Annotated in this window: 19 protein-coding genes; 8 read left to right on the top strand and 11 right to left on the bottom strand. The window is 53.0% G+C overall.

Annotated elements, in window-relative coordinates:
* Positions 1-15 precede the first annotated feature (15 nt).
* Positions 16-852: a class I SAM-dependent methyltransferase gene (locus tag KDC22_RS17830; protein ID WP_211719873.1), complete on the top strand. Its 837-nt coding sequence runs from the start codon at positions 16-18 to the stop codon at positions 850-852.
* Positions 853-927: 75 nt separating this feature from the next.
* Here KDC22_RS17830 and KDC22_RS17835 read toward each other — a convergent pair whose 3' ends face one another.
* From KDC22_RS17835 to KDC22_RS17865, 7 genes are all read right to left on the bottom strand, one after another.
* Positions 928-1,254 (bottom strand): antibiotic biosynthesis monooxygenase family protein, encoded by a 327-nt coding sequence (locus KDC22_RS17835; protein WP_173137022.1) that lies wholly within the window; start codon positions 1,252-1,254, stop codon positions 928-930.
* A 36-nt stretch (positions 1,255-1,290) separates the two neighbouring features.
* Positions 1,291-3,492, bottom strand: a complete 2,202-nt coding sequence (locus tag KDC22_RS17840; protein WP_211719874.1) for a DEAD/DEAH box helicase — start codon at positions 3,490-3,492, stop codon at positions 1,291-1,293.
* Positions 3,489-4,808 carry an ATP-binding protein gene (locus tag KDC22_RS17845; protein WP_211719875.1) on the bottom strand — a complete coding sequence of 440 codons (1,320 nt, stop codon included), beginning with the start codon at positions 4,806-4,808 and terminating at the stop codon, positions 3,489-3,491. Before KDC22_RS17845 ends, KDC22_RS17840 begins: the two co-directional genes overlap by 4 nt.
* A 9-nt stretch (positions 4,809-4,817) precedes the next feature.
* Positions 4,818-6,488 carry a TerB N-terminal domain-containing protein gene (locus tag KDC22_RS17850; RefSeq protein ID WP_211719876.1) on the bottom strand — a complete coding sequence of 557 codons (1,671 nt, stop codon included), beginning with the start codon at positions 6,486-6,488 and terminating at the stop codon, positions 4,818-4,820.
* A gap of 127 nt (positions 6,489-6,615) precedes the next feature.
* Complete coding sequence (locus KDC22_RS17855; protein ID WP_211719877.1) at positions 6,616-6,981, bottom strand: hypothetical protein; 366 nt, start codon at positions 6,979-6,981, stop codon at positions 6,616-6,618.
* Positions 6,982-7,191: 210 nt separating this feature from the next.
* Positions 7,192-8,409 (bottom strand): MFS transporter, encoded by a 1,218-nt coding sequence (locus KDC22_RS17860; RefSeq protein ID WP_246552730.1) that lies wholly within the window; start codon positions 8,407-8,409, stop codon positions 7,192-7,194.
* Between the two features lie 80 nt (positions 8,410-8,489).
* A complete protein-coding gene (locus KDC22_RS17865; RefSeq protein WP_211719878.1) occupies positions 8,490-9,257 on the bottom strand; it encodes a DUF1836 domain-containing protein in 768 nt (255 codons plus the stop codon).
* Positions 9,258-9,371: 114 nt separating this feature from the next.
* On the opposite strand from KDC22_RS17865, the gene KDC22_RS17870 reads away from it, so the two are divergent.
* Positions 9,372-10,694, top strand: coding sequence for a hemolysin family protein (locus KDC22_RS17870; RefSeq protein WP_173137015.1), 1,323 nt, complete (start codon positions 9,372-9,374; stop codon positions 10,692-10,694).
* 143 nt (positions 10,695-10,837) lie between these two features.
* On the opposite strand, the gene KDC22_RS17875 is transcribed toward KDC22_RS17870, so the two are convergent.
* On the bottom strand, positions 10,838-11,197 hold the full coding sequence (locus tag KDC22_RS17875; protein WP_211719879.1) for a VOC family protein: 360 nt from the start codon (positions 11,195-11,197) through the stop codon (positions 10,838-10,840).
* A 145-nt stretch (positions 11,198-11,342) separates the two neighbouring features.
* On the opposite strand from KDC22_RS17875, the gene KDC22_RS17880 reads away from it, so the two are divergent.
* From KDC22_RS17880 to KDC22_RS34065, 3 genes are all read left to right on the top strand, one after another.
* A complete protein-coding gene (locus KDC22_RS17880) occupies positions 11,343-12,695 on the top strand; it encodes a TrkH family potassium uptake protein (protein WP_173137012.1) in 1,353 nt (450 codons plus the stop codon).
* 522 nt (positions 12,696-13,217) lie between these two features.
* Positions 13,218-13,550, top strand: coding sequence for a transposase (locus KDC22_RS17885; RefSeq protein WP_173141375.1), 333 nt, complete (start codon positions 13,218-13,220; stop codon positions 13,548-13,550).
* Entirely contained in the window at positions 13,547-14,410 is an 864-nt protein-coding gene (locus KDC22_RS34065; RefSeq protein ID WP_211722503.1) for an IS3 family transposase, read from the top strand. Before KDC22_RS17885 ends, KDC22_RS34065 begins: the two co-directional genes overlap by 4 nt.
* 324 nt (positions 14,411-14,734) lie before the next feature.
* On the opposite strand, the gene KDC22_RS17895 is transcribed toward KDC22_RS34065, so the two are convergent.
* Complete coding sequence (locus tag KDC22_RS17895) at positions 14,735-15,016, bottom strand: hypothetical protein (protein WP_173137010.1); 282 nt, start codon at positions 15,014-15,016, stop codon at positions 14,735-14,737.
* 166 nt (positions 15,017-15,182) lie between these two features.
* Between KDC22_RS17895 and KDC22_RS17900 the strand changes: the two genes are divergently transcribed.
* The 3 genes from KDC22_RS17900 to KDC22_RS17910 all read left to right on the top strand — a co-directional run bounded on the left by KDC22_RS17900 (position 15,183) and on the right by KDC22_RS17910 (position 18,409).
* Complete coding sequence (locus KDC22_RS17900; protein WP_211719880.1) at positions 15,183-16,421, top strand: aminopeptidase; 1,239 nt, start codon at positions 15,183-15,185, stop codon at positions 16,419-16,421.
* Between the two features lie 52 nt (positions 16,422-16,473).
* Complete coding sequence (locus KDC22_RS17905) at positions 16,474-17,703, top strand: aminopeptidase (RefSeq protein WP_173137006.1); 1,230 nt, start codon at positions 16,474-16,476, stop codon at positions 17,701-17,703.
* A gap of 532 nt (positions 17,704-18,235) precedes the next feature.
* On the top strand, positions 18,236-18,409 hold the full coding sequence (locus tag KDC22_RS17910) for a hypothetical protein (protein WP_173136928.1): 174 nt from the start codon (positions 18,236-18,238) through the stop codon (positions 18,407-18,409).
* A 166-nt stretch (positions 18,410-18,575) separates the two neighbouring features.
* On the opposite strand, the gene KDC22_RS17915 is transcribed toward KDC22_RS17910, so the two are convergent.
* Complete coding sequence (locus tag KDC22_RS17915; protein ID WP_246552732.1) at positions 18,576-19,289, bottom strand: AlkZ-related protein; 714 nt, start codon at positions 19,287-19,289, stop codon at positions 18,576-18,578.
* 110 nt (positions 19,290-19,399) lie between these two features.
* Positions 19,400-19,759 (bottom strand): HesB/IscA family protein, encoded by a 360-nt coding sequence (locus KDC22_RS17920; protein ID WP_211719881.1) that lies wholly within the window; start codon positions 19,757-19,759, stop codon positions 19,400-19,402.
* Between the last annotated feature and the right edge of the window lie 6 nt (positions 19,760-19,765).

The raw sequence follows: 19,765 nt of genomic DNA on the forward strand, positions 1-19,765 counted from the left end.
AAGGGAGATGCTTGCATGAGTTACAACCCCGAAATTCCAAGAACCCGGTATGATAACTACGGTGACCGTGAATGGACACGACTTGAAAAAGATGGGCATGGCGAGCTTTTGTACCAGGTGCATCTTGATATTTTGAAGCGTTATATTAAACTTACTGATAAAGTTTTGGAGATTGGTGCGGGATCAGGAAGATATACCAAGGATCTTGTTCCCATGTGCGCTGAATTGACCGTTGCAGATCTGTCCAGTCATCAAATTGAGTTCAACAAGTCCAAAATGTGCGAGCTATCACTGATTGACAGAATTCAGGCATACCATGTTTTAGATGTGCTGGATATGAGTGTTTTTGAAGATGCTTCTTTCGATGTTGTGGTCTGTATTGGCGGTGTAATCAATTATCTTTTGGACAAAGAGAAGGACGGAATAGAAGAAATTCTCAGAGTCTTGAAACCGGATGGCGTATTAATTGTTGGGTCCATGAGTTTCATTGGCGCTTCACTCCATTATCTTGAAGGGATCAGGTATGAAAAGGACTTATTCGGGCTTGAAGCTACAAGGTGGATTATGGATACAGGTGTTCAGGATGAAGAGCATTATCCCGTGGAGAGCAAGCATTACGTTCATATGATGAGAAGCAGTGAAATGGATGCTTTATTTGCCCACTTTCCTGTCACGGTTCAAGAGAGAAGCTCCGCTGGTTTATTTACGCAAGCAGGAGATTCTGCCTTAGATAACGCCCGCAACGACAAAGAATTCTGGAAGCTAATCGTCGAAAAAGAAATTGCGTTTACCAAATTACCGGGCACTCTTGATTGTGGAATGAATCTGATCTATGTGGTGCAAAAGTTATAGTCCCGCCGTTCACCAAGAAGCAGCCGGTCCCTACAGGATCGGCTGCTTCTTGGTGAACTCCCATACTCGGCGAATTCAACCCTTTTCAAATCCATAATCCCGTTCAACCTTGCAAACCCTTGTTTTATAAGCGAGATACCAATCAGATTTCCCTTTGCTCTGGGCTACTAAATGTCGTTCGTTTTGTTTCCATTGGTGTATAGCTTCGAGAGAATCCCAATAAGACACAGTAATACCTACACCTTCCCTGGCACTTTCTACACCGAGAAATCCAGGTTGGACGGATGCAAGTTTCTCCATTTCATCTGCCATTTCCGCATATTGGCTATCCCCATCTGTTCGTTCCGATGTAAAAATCACCGCGTAATAAGGTGTTTGTGGTGTTTTAGCAATCTCGCTCATGATTTCACCTCCGTTATTTGGGTATCGCTATATCTATTACTCCGGCGGCTGCTTCCACTGTTTGATGACGCCAAGCAGACCCGGAACATCGAGGCCGTCGAGTGAAAAGGCTTTGCGCAGCAGGTCATGCGGGATGAACTCATCGTATTTGCCGAGGTAGGGCGCCTCATCCGGGCCAAGCAGTGCAATGGCATCTGTGGCCGCAGCCGTTTCGGCGATGATCTCCTCCTCCAGCTTCTCGGCATCCGCCTTGCCGGCGACTACCATATAGTACGGTTCCATCGGCACGACGGAACGCAGGCCAAGCGGACCCTTCAGATTGTTCTTCAGCAAGCGCTCCAGCGTGCGGAACTGGCGGCTGCCGGCCCAGGGAAGGATGAACATGGAGTCCCCTCCGGCAGGCAGGACCGAACGAGTCAGGAGTCCGCTCTCCTTAGCGAGCCTCCGGGCCCGCTCCAGCCTGGCAGCAGCGCTTGGCGCAAGATACGGGTACAAGGCCGTGGACCCGAGGACCTCGCGGATCTTCGTCATGATTCTGGTGTGGACATCCCCGCCTGCACCCAGCCATAAGGTATCCACTTTGCCGCGTGAGCCTTTGACATAGACGGCCTTGTGGCGGTTATCCACCTCTTCGACCTTCCACAGCTTGCCTGCCAGTGTGAAGCAGTAGCCTGGAGGCGGCACTGTGGTAATGGACCCGATCTCCTCTGTGCCGTTGTAGACCACATGCTCTTCGTCGTCTTTGAATACCGCATAGAAACGGAAGTTATTGACGATCTTCTCCCCTGCCATGCCGATCAGCAGGCTGCCCTCATCCATCTTCTCAATATGGCCCATGCCCTGCATATATTCCATGAAGTCATCATAATCAGCAGAGTCGATACTCCGGAAGGATGGCAGGCTCAGCACGGCCTCCTTGAGCTCCTCCGGTTCCGCTTCCCCCATACTCTTCAGGATGCTCATCGTCTGATGATACAAAAGACCGACCGGCAGCTGGCGCACAACCAGCGGCTCCACCCATTTCTCGCGCACATACAGCTCGATTACGGCAATGGCCCGCAGCAGCGTCCACGGCATCCGCGCAGGCAGCTGCGCCTCCTCGTCCTCCTCCTCGGGCGTGACGAAGATCATCTCGGAGGCGGCGTCTCCGCGCCTGCCCGAGCGGCCCAGCCGCTGCACGAAGCTCGCGCAGCTATAAGGCGCGCCGAGCTGGAGTACCCGCTCCAGCTCGCCCAGGTCAATCCCCAGCTCCAGCGTTAACGTCGCTGCAGCCACAGCAGGCCCCGCACCCTGGCGGAGCGCGGCCTCCGTCTCTTCGCGCAGCATAGCCGAGATGCTTCCATGATGCACATGGAAGACATCCCGCTCGCCGCGCTTCGCGGCAATGCGCCGCATCTCCAGGATGGCCTCTTCGGCATCGGTGCGGCTGTTCGTGAAGATCAGCGCCTTCTTGACATGCGTGTGATCATAGATAAAGCCATAATAAGCCTGGCGCGCCCGCTCCAGGTGTTCGGCCTCCACCTCGTTCCGCGCATCCGGGAACGAGAAATGCTCCACGCTCAGCCGCAGCTTGCGCCCGCCCTGCGGCGCGCTGACCTCCACGCTCTCGCGCGTGCCCGCCGCCAGCCACTCCGTGACGGAAGCGTAGTCGCTTAAGGTCGCAGAGAGGCCGATCCGCCGCGGATGGCAGCCCGCCATCCGCGAGATCCGCGCCAGCTGGCTCAGCACCTGAATGCCGCGGTCCGCGCCCATGAAAGCATGAACTTCATCGATGACGATGAAGCGCAGATCATGGAACAGGGCCGGGATCGCATTCGGGCGGTTCATCAGCAGGCCCTCCAGCGATTCGGGGGTAATCTGCAGCACCCCCGAAGGGTTCTGCATCAGCTTGGTCTTGTCCGCCTGCGGCACATCGCCATGCCAGTGCCAGACCGGAATGTTCCCTTCACGCAGCAGATCGTTCAGCCGCGTGAACTGGTCATTAATCAGCGCCTTCAGCGGCGCGATATACAGGATGCCTACAGATGCAGACGGACGCTCATATAGCTCCGTGAGCGCCGGGAAGAAGGCCGCTTCGGTCTTGCCCGAAGCGGTTCCTGAAGCAATCAGCAGATGATGCGGCGTGTCGAACAGCACGCGGCAGGCATCAACCTGGGCCTCGCGCAGCGTATCCCAGCGGTTCTTGTAGATGAATTCCTTGATGAACGGGGCCAGCCGGTAGAACGGGTTATCGCTCATAGGTCGAACTCCGCCAGGAATCCGTCCAGCTCATTCTGCTCCGGCTCTGCAGGCCGCGAAGTCCGTTCTCCGACCAGCTTCTCGAATGAAATATCCGGGTGCTGGTGCAGGGTATGCAGCAGATCCATGAAGTCGCGCACCACCTCGCGCGCGGTCAGCAGCTCATCGGCACCCAGCCGGTTAACCGCCTCTTCCATGAAATGCACCAGCTGCTCCTGCGTCAGTCTAGCTTCGTATCCGTAGTGAAGTGCATGGATATCCCGCAGCTTCTGGAGCAGGATCAGGATCTCCTCATGGGAGAGCATGTGAAGCGTGATAATCGGCCCTGTGAAGTTGTTCAGTCCGCTACCTGCATACCGCCCGGCCACCAGCCGGGAGCGCAGGGCCTCATAGCTGAACAGTCCGCGCCGGTGGTCCTCCACGAACTGCGGTGTACCGCCGACGAAGATGCCCAGCCGCTCGGCCTTGCCCTGCATCGTATCATTGAACATGGTCAGCAGCTTCTCATAATTGCTCTGCCGCGAGATGCTGTTGGTAATCTTGTAGAGGTTCACCCCTTCATCGATGAACAGCAGCAAGCCCTTATAACCGATGGCTCCGGTGAATTCAGCCCACAGTTTCATGTAGTCATACCAGTTGTCATCATCGATGATGACACCAACACCGAGCGCCTTCCGCGCTTCCGTACGGGTCGGGAACTCTCCCCGCAGCCAGCGCAAGGCATCCTGCTTCAGCCCGTCATCGGCCAGCTTGTGCCCGTTCCAGTAGGAGGCCAGCACCTTAGCGAAGTCGAAGCCATGCACCAGCCCGCGCATCTCGGAAGCTACCGAATAGATACGCTGTCCGACCTCATCGCCCAGCTCCGGCGCGTCAGGGCCGTAGCCCTTCTCCTGCATCACAGCTTGCTGCAGCGTCATGATCCACTTCTGCAGCATGATCTCCAGCGCCCCTCCATCCGGGCGGGTACGGGTCGAGAGATGGCTCATCAGCTCGCGGTAGGTGGCGAGCCCCTGGCCCTTCGTGCCGACCAGCCGCCGCTCCGGCGACAGATCGGCATCGGCAACCACAAAGTCGCGGTCCATCGCATAGTTGCGGATGATCTGGAGCAGGAAGCTTTTGCCGCTGCCGAACTTACCTGTAATCAGCTTGAAGGCAGCTCCGCCATCAGCGATGTTCTCCATATCGCGGAGAATCGCCTCCACCTCCGGCCGGCGGCCGACGGCGATATGTTCAAGACCGATCCGCGGGACAACTCCCGCTGTCAGCGAATTGACAAGCGCGGTGGTCATCCGCTTCGGTATTTTGAGTGGGTTCATTTACGAATTTCACCTCTTTATATAGTCCAGCATGGTTAGACATTCTTCGGTCAGCTCTTCCCCGTCAATGATGAGGTCTCCCAGACTGTCCATTGCCAGCTCATTAATCTCATCGTACAGCAGCTCTGCCATAGTCCCGGCGCCTGCTGCCAGCCGCTGCACCTTCAAAAGGCCATCTTCCCCGGCCAGTGCAAGCACCACTTCACGCTGAAGCGGAGTCAGTTCAGAAGCGAAGCGTGTCCAGTTGTCCGCTTCACCATCAGAGGCAGGCAACAGCCGCAGCCCGGCAGAACTGTCCGGAGATTCATCTGGCTGGACTTGCCTTTCAGGGCTCTGTCTCTCCTCACCAGCCATACGGCCCGCCTGCTCTTCAGCTTGTCCAAGTGCCTCTGTATCACTTCTGGTAACGGCTGACGCTGACTCGGCTCCTCTATACTCCCCTAGAGCCTCAGTTCCCCTGTCCGCTTCATCTTCAAGACCAGGCTCCCCGGTCTCTTCCACTGTGAGCAGGGAACGCACAACCTCGGAGTCGCTCTCCAGCTGCTCCAGCTTCCGCTGGTCAATGACCACCGCCGGACCCTTCTCTTCCTGCTCCGCCTTGCGGAATTCACGCTGCAGGAACCGGGTGACGAGATCCTCCATGTCGGCATCGACTCTCACATCCTTGAGCCTTCCCCGGTACCCCATAAGCGCCCGCAGCTTGTTCTCGGTCAGCCGGAACAGGCGGGTAATCAGGCTGCGCAGCGGCGGGGATTTGCTGACCCGGATGACAGGCACAAGAACAGAATAGCCATACAGGGAGATATCATATACGGCGCTGCGGAATAAATACCGCTCACGGACCACCGGCGGGCCGGGCGGGAACATTGTAAGCAGATTCGAGCCGTGCTTCCGCGCGACATAAGCATCAATTAAGGCTACAACCTGCGGGATGTAACGGTCCGCAGCCCGTTTTCCTTCACCGGTATAGAACTTCGACTTGCTGATATCATAGTCTGACATCACACTCAGGACCTCTATGCTGAGCTGCTCCGGAGCAGCCGACAGGCAGCGGACAAGCTCCAGCTCCGCGAGATCCCCCGCCAGCCCGCGTGAACGGGCCACAATCTCCGAGAGCGGGATATCCAGCTTATGGACAAAAGAAAAATCCGCAATCCATCCGCCCAGGTACTGATCCAGGCGCTTATACTTGTCGCGGTAGGCTTCCCACAGCAAGCAGAGCTGACGGCAGCCCTCCGCAGGCTCATCCCAGCCCACACCATTAATCAGCTCATAGATATGCAGGAAGATATAAGAGAGATCTGTCTGCGGGTATCTCCCTTGCCGGACTTCATCCCGCCAGAAGAAATACCACCTGCTCTGCGCGCCAGTCATATGCCCGTAGGTCGGCCAATAGCTTTTGAACGGGACGAACAGCGCCGCAGGCTCCTTACGCTCCACAAGCTCATGGGCACGCTGGACGAACTGGCTCTCTGTCGTGGTAACCGGCTCCGCAGTCTCTTCCATATCCCATAGCTGAAGCTGCACGGTTCCGTATTGGGAAGGTTTCTTCTTGCCCGGATCTGCCGGAGGCTTCGGGTTAACCGCATCTGCGGAACTGCGCGGCGGAATCGCCATATTCTGCTCCGTACTCTCCCAGACCAGCTCCGAGAAATGCAGACCCTGCCTGTCTTTAGCCATACTTACCCGCTCCATTAGTGTGTCATTATAATTTGTACCATTATACCATATGCCCTATCCGGCAATGCAGCCGTCTCTGATCGTTCTCCCGTTATCATCGGGAAAAAGACCTTGAGAGACCGGCTCCTCAAGATCTTGGAATAGACCGTCTGTCACCGCACCGCATCATGACGGGCAATGAGAACGTTCGTTTGTGTCTCCATAAGAATATACTATACTCACCCTGCGGGCTGCAATAGCAGAGTATAGGATGTCCTGCGTGCTGAGGCTTTCCCGTCAGTGCTTCAGAAATTCCGCCGGGCTGCGCCCGGTGCTTAATCGTGATGCCGGGATTCTTCTCCTCGGACCGCTTGATCATCTTGGTGGTCAGATCATGGCGGGTCTGTGAGCCCCACCAGGTCATACGCAGCTCAACCGCAGACGCCGAGCCCTCCGTCTTGGCCGTGGCTTCAGTCCCTTGCGGTGAATTCGCCCCACTGGACGAACATGACAAGCCCCTTTATACTTTTGGTTGTCATCTGTTGCCTCCTCATCATTTTCTCCCGTGCGATTCACACGAAAGTAAGCGGTTACATAAATGATTATACGGATGCCTTGCCATAGGGTAATCCAGAAAAGTAAGGGGTTATATCAAATAAGTAAGACAAAAGCCAGCCGGATTCTTCCGGCTGGCCCGATAAAACAGCTCTATTCCACTAACTGCCTACTGCAATTCCAATCCCTTCGTTTCCTTCCCCAGGAACAGCACCGCCAGTGCGCCGACCACAATCGTCCCGAAGAATATCATGAAGATGGAGCCGATCCCGACCGAATTGCCGACCATTACGCCGACCAGCGTAGGCGCGATAATGCCCCCGATCCGTCCGAAGGAGGTGGCGAGTCCGGCCCCTGTCGAGCGGATGGTGGTCGGATACAGCTCAGGCGTATAGGCGTACATCCCGCCCCAGGCTCCCAGATTGAAGAAGGACAGACAGATCCCGGCGGCCATCAGCATGCCCTCAGTGGTGGAATTTCCGAACCAGGCCGCGCTGACCGCTGTCAGCAGCAGGTAGATGACGAGCACGAACTTGCGGCCGAATTTCTCGATGAAATAGGCGGCGGTGAAGTATCCCGGAAGCTGGGCGAGTGTCATGATCAGCACGTACTCGAAGCTTTTGACCAGACTGAAGCCCTTAAGCACCATCACCGTCGGCAGCCACAGGAACATTCCATAATAAGAGAACACCACGGTGAACCACAGAATCCATAGCATGATGGTCGAGCGGCGGTATTCTGCGGACCAGACAGCCGCCACACGCGCCTTCAGGGGCACCGGAGGAGCCTTCTTGATCTCCGCGAACTTCGGGGAGTCATCAATCGCCTTGCGCAGATAGAGTGCATATAGCGCCGGTACCGCGCCAATGGCGAAGGCAATCCGCCAGCCGTAATCCGGAATGACGAAATAAGCGATCAGCGCCGACAGAATCCAGCCTAACGCCCAGAAGCTCTCCAGCAGCACAACTGCCCTTCCTCTTTCTTGAACCGGCATACTCTCGGATACCAGTGTTGAAGCCACCGGCAGCTCCCCGCCCAGTCCAAAGCCGGCAATGAAGCGCAGCACACACAGTACTGCATAACCTGCGGCGAAGGCGGACAGCCCGCTTGCTACGGAGAAGATGAGCAGCGTCCACAGCAGCACGGATTTGCGTCCGAAGCGGTCTGCCAGAATCCCGGCGGCTGCCGCACCTACCGCCATTCCCACCGAGTTGATACTGGTTAAATATCCGATCTTCTCCGGTCCCAGCGACCATTCCTTGGCTAATGCAGCCACGACAAAAGAAATCATCCCGACATCCATGGCGTCGAACATCCAGCTAAGCCCTGCACTGAACAGCAGCTTTCTCTGCTTCCGATTCTGCAGCAGCGACATTTGATTGAACATGACTTAGAGCCCCTCTCCCCTGATTCCCGAATCCTGCAACCTCTGACTAGTTTCTCTTACACATTCTAGAATCGGATGGTTCAAAAATCAAGGAATAACACCGCATTGAAATATTGGCGGGCCATCGCCTGAAAATAACAGGTCTGCACCGAAATCGCAGCGATCAGCAGCATATTCTGCACCGCATCCCGTTGCGTTCTGCTCAGGTGGCCCAGCCGTTTCATCATTCCGTCCATGGCCGACTTGATGGCGCTGTCGGACTTCCATAAATATTCCTTGGGATTGCCGGAGAGAGCCTGTCCTTGTGCAGGGATCGGGGAACGGGTCTTAATCTCCTCGAACAGCTCTGCGTACCCGTGATACAGCTGTGCCGGCTCAACAAGGTCATCATCATCCCGATCCGGCACCAGGAACAGCACACGGAAGAGCTGGCGGATGCTCTCGAAATCAAGCGCTGCCTTAAGGTCATCAATTATAAATAGGATGGCCGCCTGATTAATAGAATATTTCTTGCCCTCGCGCGGGGCACCGAGATATTCCTTGAAATCACGCTTCACCCAGTTCTGCATAGCGGAGACAGACAATGTGGAATACTCAATCAGACTGCCCAGCGAAGCAATTTCGCCAAGCGACAGCCCTTTGACGCCGCCGCCTTTGATCAGCTTTTGCAGGATCGGGGGAATATCTGTAGACAGAAATGCGGGCAGCGACGTTCCCTTCCGCACCTCTTCCCGGTGGAATTTGGTCCAGGCTTCCTGCAGAATATGGAGCGGCTTCCGCTCCGAGTCTGGACTTAGAGACAGTAAGAGTCCGGACATTTCTATCCGGCTTAGTGTAAAAGCTTCCATAGCTGGCAACCCTCCACATTTGATATTTCATTGAAAAGTTCGTACAATAGGTTCATATGAACTCATAATATGAGTATAACCTATTTTAGGAACGAAAGGGATGGTAAAGATTATATGGGTATAGGACTTAGTTTGACGCTCGTGGCAATTTTGATTATTTTAACCGCATTTTTTGTAGCAACGGAATTTGCAGTAGTGAGATTACGGGGAAGCCAGGTCAGTCAGATGGTACTCGACGGGAAGAAGAATGCGCTAGCGGTACAGCGGGTGTCTGCTAACCTCGACGGATATTTGTCAGCCTGTCAGCTTGGGATCACCATTACTGCACTCGGAATCGGGGCTTTGGCAGAGCCTGCGTTTGAGCAGATGCTGATGCCATTGTTCGACCTTACGAACCTGAGTCACAGCGTTAGCGAGCCTATTGCGTTTGCACTGGCCTTCATTATCGCCACATTCCTGCATGTCGTTGTCGGTGAACTTGCGCCGAAGACAGCCGCTATCAACATTCCGGAGAAAATTGGTCAGATTACCGCACCGCTGATTATTTGGTTCTACAGAATATTGTACCCTTTGATTTGGATCATGAACGGTTCCGCCAACCTGCTCGTCCGTATGTTCGGAATGAAGCCGGCCAGTGAACATGGCGACGCCCACAGTGAAGACGAGATTCGCCTGATCCTGTCCGAGAGCTACGAGAGCGGCAAAATCAACAAAGCGGAATATGGTTATGTTAACCGGATTTTCACCTTTGATGAAATGCTCGCCAAGGAAATTATGGTTCCCCGGACAGATATGGTCTGCCTGTTCACCGACCACTCGCTGCTGGAGAACATTGCGATTATCCGCAAGGAGCAGTATACGCGGTTCCCTGTTGCCGACGGCAGCAAAGATAATATCATCGGTATGATCAATACCAAGCAGCTCTACCTGCAATACGACAACAACCCGGATTTCGATTTCAAAAGCCTGATCCTTCCTATTCTTACTGTATCTGAAGTTACGCCGGTGAAGACCCTGTTAACCCGTATGCAGAAGGAGCGTGTCCATATCGCCCTGCTGCTCGATGAATACGGCGGTACTTCCGGCCTGATCACGATTGAGGACATCCTGGAAGAGATCGTCGGTGAGATCCGCGATGAGTTCGACGGGGATGAACGCAGGAATGTGGAGAAGCTGAGCGAGACCCATTATCTGTTCGACGGCAACGTGTCTCTCCTGGAGATCAAGGATCTCACCAAGCTTGATTTCCACGATGAGGAAGTCACCACCATCGGAGGATGGCTGTACAGCCATCTGGAGGAGCCGGTTGTCGGCAAAAGTCTCACCTATGAGCATGTCACACTGACTGTGCGCGAGATGAACCGCCACCGTATCCGTAAGGTGGAGATCGAGATTGATCTTTCGTCCGATGATTCTGATATACAGAACAACATATAACCGCTTATATTTAGACAAAGGGCGCTCCCCGGTAATTACCGGGAGGCGCCCTTTTTGCTGAACTTTCGCGGATATTGCAGTATAGTTAATGCAGTTAAACATCATTAATTAATGTGATTAACAATTATAATTAACCTAGTTAATTAAGTGATTAATCGGCAGATCATCAGCACATTTCCGTCCGGGTCCTTGAAGTTGAACCAGTGGTCATTTTCAATATCCGTAAGGATCTCCGCCCCGCTGGCTTTGACATAATCATAAGCGGCGTCGATATCCTCTGTGAGCAGATGGAAGGATGGTACCTTCAGTACGGCTTCGGCTGTGAAGATTTTGCTGTCCAGTATGATTCCCGGCCCCTGCATCGGCACCTCATACAAATGCCCGAATAACACTTCGCCGTCCATCGGCAGTCCGAGCAGACCACAATACCAGTTCTTGGATCTTTCGATATCACTAACCGGGATGAAGACCGCGCCAATCTGATTCCTTATGGGACTTGTCACAGCAAGTAGAGCCTCCTCTATAAGTGCAAGTAGTAGGTACAGCCTTTAACCATTTCGATAAAATATGTCAATTTCCTGCCTGTTTGGTGACGGGAATATAAGTTATGCTATAATCTTGTCAGATCCTATCCCTATTGTCAGGAGAATGAACTTGGCTAACCTTTTCTTTGGGCATTTGAAGCTGACGCCGCCCAAAATACTGTCACTAGGCTTTGTACTGCTGATCGCTGCCGGCACCCTGCTGTTATCCCTGCCTGCGGCTTCTACCGGCGGAAGAATCTCGTTCGTTGATGCGCTGTTCATGGCAACCTCTGCGACCTGTGTAACCGGACTTGCCGTCATTGATACGGGAACGCAGCTCTCGACCTTTGGGCAGGTCGTGCTGCTGGTCCTGTTCCAGTTCGGCGGTCTTGGGTTCGTAACGATGGCTACGCTGATTACGCTGGTGCTGAACAAGCGGATCTCCTTGAAGGAGCGTCTGCTGCTGCAGGAGTCCATGAACCAGAATTCCATGCAGGGCATTGTGAAGCTGATCCGCCGGGTGCTTATCTATTCACTGGTGATCCAGTTGACCGGAGCCATTCTGCTGGCCGCCAGATTTATAGTAGATATGCCTTTAGGCAAAGCAGCGTATTACGGAATATTCCATAGTATTTCGATTTTCAACAACGCGGGCTTCGACCTGTTCGGCGATGTACACGGGCCTTTCAGCGGATTAACCCGCTATGTGGAAGATCCAATTGTGAATATTACCTCCATGCTACTGATTTTCCTCGGCGGTATCGGCTTCATTGTATTATCCGATGTTATAGATTTCCCCAAGCGCAAGCGGCTGACGCTTCACTCCAAGGTGGTACTTACCACTTCCGCTGCGCTCATTCTCATCGGTGCGGTTATCTTCTTCTGGCTTGAATGGAACGCTACGCTGAAGCCGCTTCATGCCGGTGGTAAGATTATGGCCTCATTCCTTCAGGCCATTACACCCCGTTCAGGAGGCGTAACCACCATCGAGATTCCGCTGCTGCGGGAATCGACACAATTCCTGATGATTCTGCTAATGTTCATCGGGGCCGCTCCCGGCTCCACCGGCGGCGGGATCAAGATTACCACCTTTGCCATTCTGGCCAGCACCGCCTACGCCAAGCTCCGGGGCAAAGAAGATATCGTAATGTTCCGCCACCGGATCTCGAAGGAGAATGTCTACAGGGCCATAACGATGACGCTGTTGTCCCTGATGCTGGTGGTCATCTCCACCATGCTACTGTCTGTAACGGAAAGTGCCGACTTCCTGAGCGTCTTGTTCGAGGCCGTATCCGCCTTCGGCACCTCAGGCATTACGATGGGACTGACCACCGAACTAACCACCATCGGCAAGGTGCTGGTGATTATTCTGATGTTCGTAGGCCGGACGGGACCGCTTACGCTGGCCTATGCCCTCAAACCGAAGAACAGCAAGGAGCTGTACCGGTATCCTGAAGGCAATATTACTATTGGTTAAGGACAGCAGAACCGGTGAACAAGTGGAAATAGAAGGATAAGCTATCGTATGCAGCATCTTATCTTTATAAGAAAAGCGACCCTATTCGTCACACGGCATGTGCCGGGACGGGGTCGCTTTTTTGAATAGGTTAAATTCAACTATAGCTGTAGATTGTACACTTAAAAACAGTGAAAAGACATACGGGCATCGTATACCTGTAGTCTGTACAACTAAATCCGCCCGAAGGGGTGAGGACCAGCAGAAGCTGGAGTTATAAATGTACGAAATACATCTAAACAGATAACCGCTTGGAAATCCAATGTTTTAGTTGTACGAAGTACAATTAAGTCTCCCGCCATAGGGCTGAACCCCGGAGGTTCCGAACCACGGAACTACGCGCCCGGCTGAGTTTGCTCCTAACAGACTTGAGAGACCCTATTCCCTGGAAAACGCCACGTTTTGCGGTTTAACTGCGACTAGAATAGACTGTGGACAACCGTTAACGTACGGACCGATAATAGAAGTAACGGAGGTGTTCACATGGGAGAACAGCGTCAGCGATATAACGAAGAGTTTAAAAGGGAAACTGTGAAATTTATTCAAGAACAGACGAAGAGCTTCAGTGAATTAGCGGAAGAGCTAGACATCCCGAAAAGCACACTGCATCAGTGGATGGGGCAATATCGAGAGCTTAAGAATGAACCGGTAGCGAGTGTGGATCGGGTGAGGGAGCTCGAAGCAGAGCTGAAGGAAGCACGGCGTCAGCTCAAGGAACACCAAGATCAACTTGCCGACCGGGATGAAGAATTGGCTATCATAAAAAAAGCAGTGCACATCTTCAGCAGACCAAGGAACTCCGATTCCAGTTCATGAAGGACCATCGCTCCGAGTATCGCTTGGAGAAGATGTGCATAACCCTACAAGTATCCAGGAGCGGGTATTACAAGTGGCTGAGCGCCAAACCCAGTCCACAAGAACTCCACAAGGCTGCGGTGAAGGAGCGAATCCGGTACCATTTTGCCGACCACAAAATGCGGTATGGGAGTCCGAAAATCACCCGGTTGCTGCACCAGGAAGGCTATACCGTCACGGAACGTACCGTGAGTGTGTATATGCGGCAAATGAAGCTACGCTCGGTGGTATCTAAACCCTACCGCGTACAGACCACCGATTCTAAGCATAGCAATCCCATTGCACCGAACACGCTGAACCAAGAGTTTAAAGTACTGAAACCGAATACGGTATGGGTGACTGACATTACGTATATCCCTTGCCGGGGAGGTCGCTTGTACCTGGCCAGTGTCATGGATCTATGCACGCGTGAAATCGTAGGCTGGCGGTTGTATAACCACATGGAGACTAGCCTGGTTCTGGACGCCCTGCAGGCGGCCTATACAGCCAAACGGCCTGGTGCGGGACTCTTACACCACTCGGACCGAGGGTCTCAGTATACTTCTACTGAATACACCCAGCAGCTAAAGACATACCAGATGGAATCGAGCATGAGCCGCAAAGGAAACTGTTACGATAACGCCTGCATTGAGTCTTGGCACAGTATCTTAAAGAAGGAACTCATATACTGTAACCCCCGTTTTAAAACGCCTGAGCAGGCTTACCAAGCCATTTACCAGTACATTGAATTTTACTATAACCGTAAGCGAATGCACGGCGCGCTAGGGTATCTTTCACCCATCCGTTTTGCTAAGCAATGTACTGAAAAATCCGTTGCGTGAGCGTCTACTTTCTTGACAAAGGTCCAAACGGACGGAGTAGCCCTTATCGACTCTCTACAAGAGGTTTAAGAGTAGAAATTCCAAGAATAAGAGCTCCATGGGGTCCGTTCCTTTGCCCAAGGGGTGACTTTCATCCGGAATAAGTGCGCCTCAGTCCGTTACGCCTTGCCAAACGCCCGAATGAACAACTCCCATCATCATCTGGGAATGCCACTTGAAGGGAGGACCTCCACCCACTCCTGTACTCCTTTACCCCTTCAGGCATTATAGAGCTCCATCCACTAGTTTAAATCTGACGCTGTACTAGTCTTAATCTGACCTCTGCTAGGCTTCCTCTTCCGGGATCTCCTGGGTATCGAGCGCTGCATCCAGCAGCTGATTGTACAGATCATCGTCATTCTCCAGCAGTGCATCCACCTCCAGGAACTGCTCCTCACTTCCCGGCTCACCGGCGAAGCTCAGGCTGTAATCCCACTCGGTTCCGCGGGAGCTGAAGAAAGTGATCTCATACGGAGAATGATGATTCTCCAATGTAAATACCGTTCTCCCGACAAAACTTCTATCCTCTACGCGTTTCATTTCTGCTTTGGTGATTTCCAGGTTCATCCTCTTTCCTTCCTTTCATCTGATCATGCCCACTCGATTCAGTATAACATTGTTCTGTCAGCAATTCCTTTCCTTTTGCGCTGTAATTGACTTTTTTCATCCTGCGGTTAATAATTTAGTACAATGCTTGTACAGAGCTAAAAATTGGGTAATGGAGGAATTCGCAATGACAGAAACAGAGCTTCAATCCAAGCTAAGTAAATACGCTGATTTGGCGGTGCAAATCGGTGTGAATGTTCAGCCGGGACAAATCCTGGTCGTGAACGCCCCGATCACCGCAGCCGAATTCGTCCGGTTGATTACCGCCAAAGCTTATGCCATCGGCGCAAGCCAGGTCAAGGTGAACTGGAGTGATGAATACATCACCCGCCAGCAGTTCGAGCATGCCGCACCTGAAGTATTCACCAAGGCCCCAACCTGGTATGCGGGTGAGATGACCGAGCTTGCCGAGAACGGCGCCGCCTTCCTGAATGTGATTGCCGAGAATCCGGATGCACTCAAAGGCATTGACCCCGAGCGGATCGCGAACTTCCAGAAGACACGGGGAGCAGCGCTTACGAAATACCGTGACTTGCAGATGTCCGATAAAGTCAGCTGGAGTATTGTGGCTATCCCCTCCCAGCCGTGGGCAGACAAGGTCTTTCCTGACGTCCCTGCAGGTGAGCGCGTAGACAAGCTGTGGGAAGCCATCTTCCATACCGTCCGTCTGGACCGTGAGGACCCTGTGGCTGCCTGGCAGGAGCATCTCGACACCCTTGAGCAGAAGGCCGATGTCCTGAACGCCAAAAAATACAAAAGCCTGCATTACATAGCCCCTGGAACTGACCTTAGCATCGAGCTGCCTGAAGGCCACTTGTGGGCTCAAGGGGACAGCATCAATGCCAAAGGTCATTCTTTTGTCGCTAATATGCCAACCGAAGAAGTATTCACCGCTCCCAAGAAAACCGGTGTGAACGGAACAGTCAGAAGCACGAAGCCGCTAAGCCACGGCGGGAATATTATTGACGGCTTCTCGATCACTTTTGAACAGGGCAAGATCACCAGCGTGAGCGCCGAGCAAGGCCAGGAAGCCCTCGAATATCTGATCAGCCTGGATGAAGGCGCGAGGTATCTCGGGGAAGTCGCACTCGTTCCGCATAAATCCCCGATCTCAGAATCTGGTATTCTCTATTTCAATACCCTGTTTGACGAGAATGCCTCGAACCATCTGGCTATCGGCACAGCCTATGCCTTCTGTCTGGAAGGCGGCAAGGAAATGAACCAGGATGAACTGACTGCCCGCGGCCTCAACAACAGTGTAACCCATGTCGATTTCATGATCGGCTCCGCTGAGATGGATATTTACGGAATCACCGCTGACGGTACCCGTGAGCCTGTATTCCTGAAGGGCAACTGGGCATTCTGAAGCCCTCCTTTACCTTATTGCATTTCAATAGATCATGAATGGAGCTGAACCCATGCTGGATTTCACACAAAAGCTGGAGAATTACGCACTGCTCGCTGTAAAAATCGGCGTTAATATTCAACCCGGCCAAACGCTCGTCGTCAATGCGGATATTGTATCGGCCGAACTAGTCCGCCTGATCGTACGACAAGCCTATGAAGCAGGCGCGAAGCTCGTTAAGGTTAACTATTCCGATGAATTCGTCACCCGCACCCGTTATGATCTTGCGCCTTCCGAGAGCTTCCTGGAGCCGCCGAAGTGGCAGGCCGATGAGTTAGAGGACCTGGCGCGGAACGGCGCTGCGTTCCTGACGATTATCTCGGCGAACCCGGATCTGCTGAGCGGCGTAGAGGCCAGCCGGATCGCCGACCATCAGAAGACGGCCGGCCAGGCTATGACCGCTTACCGTGAGATGCTGATGGCTAACCATGTCAGCTGGAGCGGCCTCGCCTTCCCTTCCCCATCCTGGGCAGCCAAAGTATTCCCTGACGCTGCACCGGAGAAGCAGATTGAACTGCTCTGGGACGCCATCTTCAAGGCTGTACGCGCCGATCAGGAGAATCCGCTGCAAGCCTGGAGCAGCCATCTGGCCGGACTGAAGCAGCGCTGTGAACTCCTGAACGCCAAGAAATACCGCAAGCTGCATTACACTGCTCCGGGCACCGATCTGACGATCGAATTGCCTGAAGGCCATATCTGGTGTCAGGCCGGTGCGGTGAACAGCCGCGGAATGTCCTTCCTGGCGAACATTCCGACGGAGGAAGTATTCACCGCTCCGCTGAAGACCGGAGCGAACGGCACTGTCCGCAGCACGAAGCCGCTCAGCTATGGCGGCAACATCATCGACCGCTTCACCCTGACCCTGGAGAACGGTAAAGTCACTGACTATACCGCAGAGGTCGGCCAGGATGCCTTAGCTTCCCTGCTGGCTATGGATGAAGGTGCAGCCTACTTCGGTGAAGTAGCTCTCGTGCCCTTCCATTCCCCGATCTCGGAGAGCGGTATTCTCTACTACACGACGCTGTATGACGAGAATGCCTCCTGCCATCTGGCACTTGGTGCTTCCTACGCCTTCACCTTGCAGGATGGCATCAACCTGACCAAGGAACAACTGGCCGAGCGGGGCATGAACCAGAGCCTTACTCATGTCGATTTCATGATGGGCTCGCCGGAGATGAATATCGACGGGATTGCCGATGACGGTTCGGCAGAACCCGTCTTCCGTAACGGGGACTGGGCTTAAGCCTGTGCACCTGTAATCTGGTAAGATGGCCCCGTCGTTCTCATATGAGACTGGCGGGGCTTTTGGTGTAATTGCATTTCCTGCAATAGAATTTGCTGAATAGCCTGCTTTGACACCTTCTGTTGTATTTCCTACAATAGATTTCCGGATAATGGCCTAAAAAACCCCCTTTTCACAAAATTCTAGTGTACAGAGTGCAATAGATTCATTTTTCCGGGGCTTTAAGAGATCAGCTAATGTACAAAGTACAATAGACATACTATCCTGATTTTCACATCAAAAACAAACAGCCGCCTCTGGACCCGGGGTGGCTGTTTGTCTTGGTTTGCGCCCAAATTTGAAGTTGTGTCCAAAAATATTCACAATATTGTTGAATTTAATTCACAAATATGTCACAATACAATTAAGAAGAGTATTTACAAGTCCCGCACACCAAACTTATTGCGTATGCTTCCAATGCCAGTTGCCAATTGGCCGAAGCGACTAAGGAAGCTTATGCTTACCAAAACACTTATATTAGGAGGGAATCCCGATGAAAGATTCTTATAACCAGGAAGTGGATTCGACTGAACAGGAACGTCTGGAAGTCCAGGCTCCCAAAGACTTAAGTATCGTGGCCTCCGACGCAATCAAGTATACCGCCTATATTATGCTGCTGTTCGGCTTCTTGTATTTCCTGATTGCCTACCTCGCCCCTATGCTATAAGCTTGCTCCAGCTTCATCATACAAGCAGTTTCGTAAGCGCTTACGGCCAGTCTGTTCCTGCGGGAGATGGATTAGCCGTTTTTATTTCTTCAAGTAGAAGCTAAAAAAAGCAGCCCCCGGGATAAACCCGGAGACTGCCGTTATCGTTTTTTTCAGCCCTGCACTTTTATTTCCAGCCGTGCACTTTGCTGATCCAGGCAATGGCCTCCGGTGCCCAGCTACCGTCCATTCCGGAACGCAGCCACGCGACCGCCTCTTCCCTGGTTCCTTCGAAGGGCTGGATTCCCGCTTCCTTCATCCAGTGCCCCGCAGTTTCAAACGAGGTACTGTTCCACCCGTTCGGCTCCCCGTCCGCATTCAGCCGCTGCTTGACTCCCGAGATCACAATGTCCATTGACCCTTGCAGCTCCGTTACAGCATTGTCAAACGCTGTTTTCTTCTCCTTGGCTTTCATATCGGCCATCGAACGCAGCTGGTCGGCCATCGAACGCAGCTGGCGTGTCTCTATCCCTTCTTTGGCCCGGATAATCTGCAGCAGCGTCAGCGCTTCTCTAGTGGCAAGACCGCTCTCATACCGTTCTTCCAGAGACCGCTGAGGCCCGGCCGCTGCGAGATAAGCCGGCAGCCACCCGCGGGAGACGAGGACAGCTTTTTTCTTGATGAATTTTCCGTATCCCGCTAACCCTTCTCCGGGAAATCTGACCCGCCATCCCCAAGGGTCCAGCTCTGTATCGGTATGCCAATTCTCTGCCAGCGTCAGCCCGTTCACGGACGGATGCTCGGGGATCAGGGACGCCAGCGGTACAATTCCCAGCCTGCCGACAACCTCAGCCATCTCCTCAAAGGTTGTCACGCCTTCATGCTTCTCTGTTCTGCCCACGTAATTCCGCCTCCTAGTTCAATCTGGCTTGTACACCAGATTAAGCTTATCACTATAAATGAGCAAATTCACTTCCTGAACGATGCTCAATAGGAGATTTTGTTTAAAAATTAATCACATTTTTTAACTTCACCCCGATAGTTAGCCATTCTAAAACTGGCCCCGCATCCACAGGAGACTTTGGCATTAGGGTTATTCATAGTGAATCCGCCTATCATTCCGCTTTCCTCATAGTCAATTTCAAGACCATCAATAAAGGGGATGCTCTTCGTGTGAACGACTATACTGAATTTATCTTTATTGAATACCATATCCTCCTCTGTGTGCTGCTCATCCAACACAAGTGTATAAGACAATCCGCTGCATCCCCCTTCTTCAACACCTACTCTAAGAAAAGAATCCCGGGTATTTGCGCTCAATAAGATTTCGGCGATTTTCTCTGATGCCCGCTCACTAATTTCAACGTTCATCTTCAT

Source organism: Paenibacillus tritici (assembly GCF_018207515.1).
GTDB classification, from domain to species: Bacteria; Bacillota; Bacilli; order Paenibacillales; family Paenibacillaceae; genus Paenibacillus_AQ; species Paenibacillus_AQ tritici.

Coding starts and splice junctions, on each gene's coding strand:
- KDC22_RS17845 (WP_211719875.1), bottom strand. CDS start 4,808: ATGAACCCACTCAAAATACCGAAGCGGATGACCACCGCGCTTGTCAAT.
- KDC22_RS17835 (WP_173137022.1), bottom strand. CDS start 1,254: ATGAGCGAGATTGCTAAAACACCACAAACACCTTATTACGCGGTGATT.
- KDC22_RS17920 (WP_211719881.1), bottom strand. CDS start 19,759: ATGAACGTTGAAATTAGTGAGCGGGCATCAGAGAAAATCGCCGAAATC.
- KDC22_RS17900 (WP_211719880.1), top strand. CDS start 15,183: ATGACAGAAACAGAGCTTCAATCCAAGCTAAGTAAATACGCTGATTTG.
- KDC22_RS17910 (WP_173136928.1), top strand. CDS start 18,236: ATGAAAGATTCTTATAACCAGGAAGTGGATTCGACTGAACAGGAACGT.
- KDC22_RS17880 (WP_173137012.1), top strand. CDS start 11,343: ATGAACTTGGCTAACCTTTTCTTTGGGCATTTGAAGCTGACGCCGCCC.
- KDC22_RS17865 (WP_211719878.1), bottom strand. CDS start 9,257: ATGGAAGCTTTTACACTAAGCCGGATAGAAATGTCCGGACTCTTACTG.
- KDC22_RS17905 (WP_173137006.1), top strand. CDS start 16,474: ATGCTGGATTTCACACAAAAGCTGGAGAATTACGCACTGCTCGCTGTA.
- KDC22_RS17870 (WP_173137015.1), top strand. CDS start 9,372: ATGGGTATAGGACTTAGTTTGACGCTCGTGGCAATTTTGATTATTTTA.
- KDC22_RS17895 (WP_173137010.1), bottom strand. CDS start 15,016: ATGAACCTGGAAATCACCAAAGCAGAAATGAAACGCGTAGAGGATAGA.
- KDC22_RS17850 (WP_211719876.1), bottom strand. CDS start 6,488: ATGGCTAAAGACAGGCAGGGTCTGCATTTCTCGGAGCTGGTCTGGGAG.
- KDC22_RS17840 (WP_211719874.1), bottom strand. CDS start 3,492: ATGAGCGATAACCCGTTCTACCGGCTGGCCCCGTTCATCAAGGAATTC.
- KDC22_RS17885 (WP_173141375.1), top strand. CDS start 13,218: ATGGGAGAACAGCGTCAGCGATATAACGAAGAGTTTAAAAGGGAAACT.
- KDC22_RS17830 (WP_211719873.1), top strand. CDS start 16: ATGAGTTACAACCCCGAAATTCCAAGAACCCGGTATGATAACTACGGT.
- KDC22_RS34065 (WP_211722503.1), top strand. CDS start 13,547: ATGAAGGACCATCGCTCCGAGTATCGCTTGGAGAAGATGTGCATAACC.
- KDC22_RS17860 (WP_246552730.1), bottom strand. CDS start 8,409: ATGTTCAATCAAATGTCGCTGCTGCAGAATCGGAAGCAGAGAAAGCTG.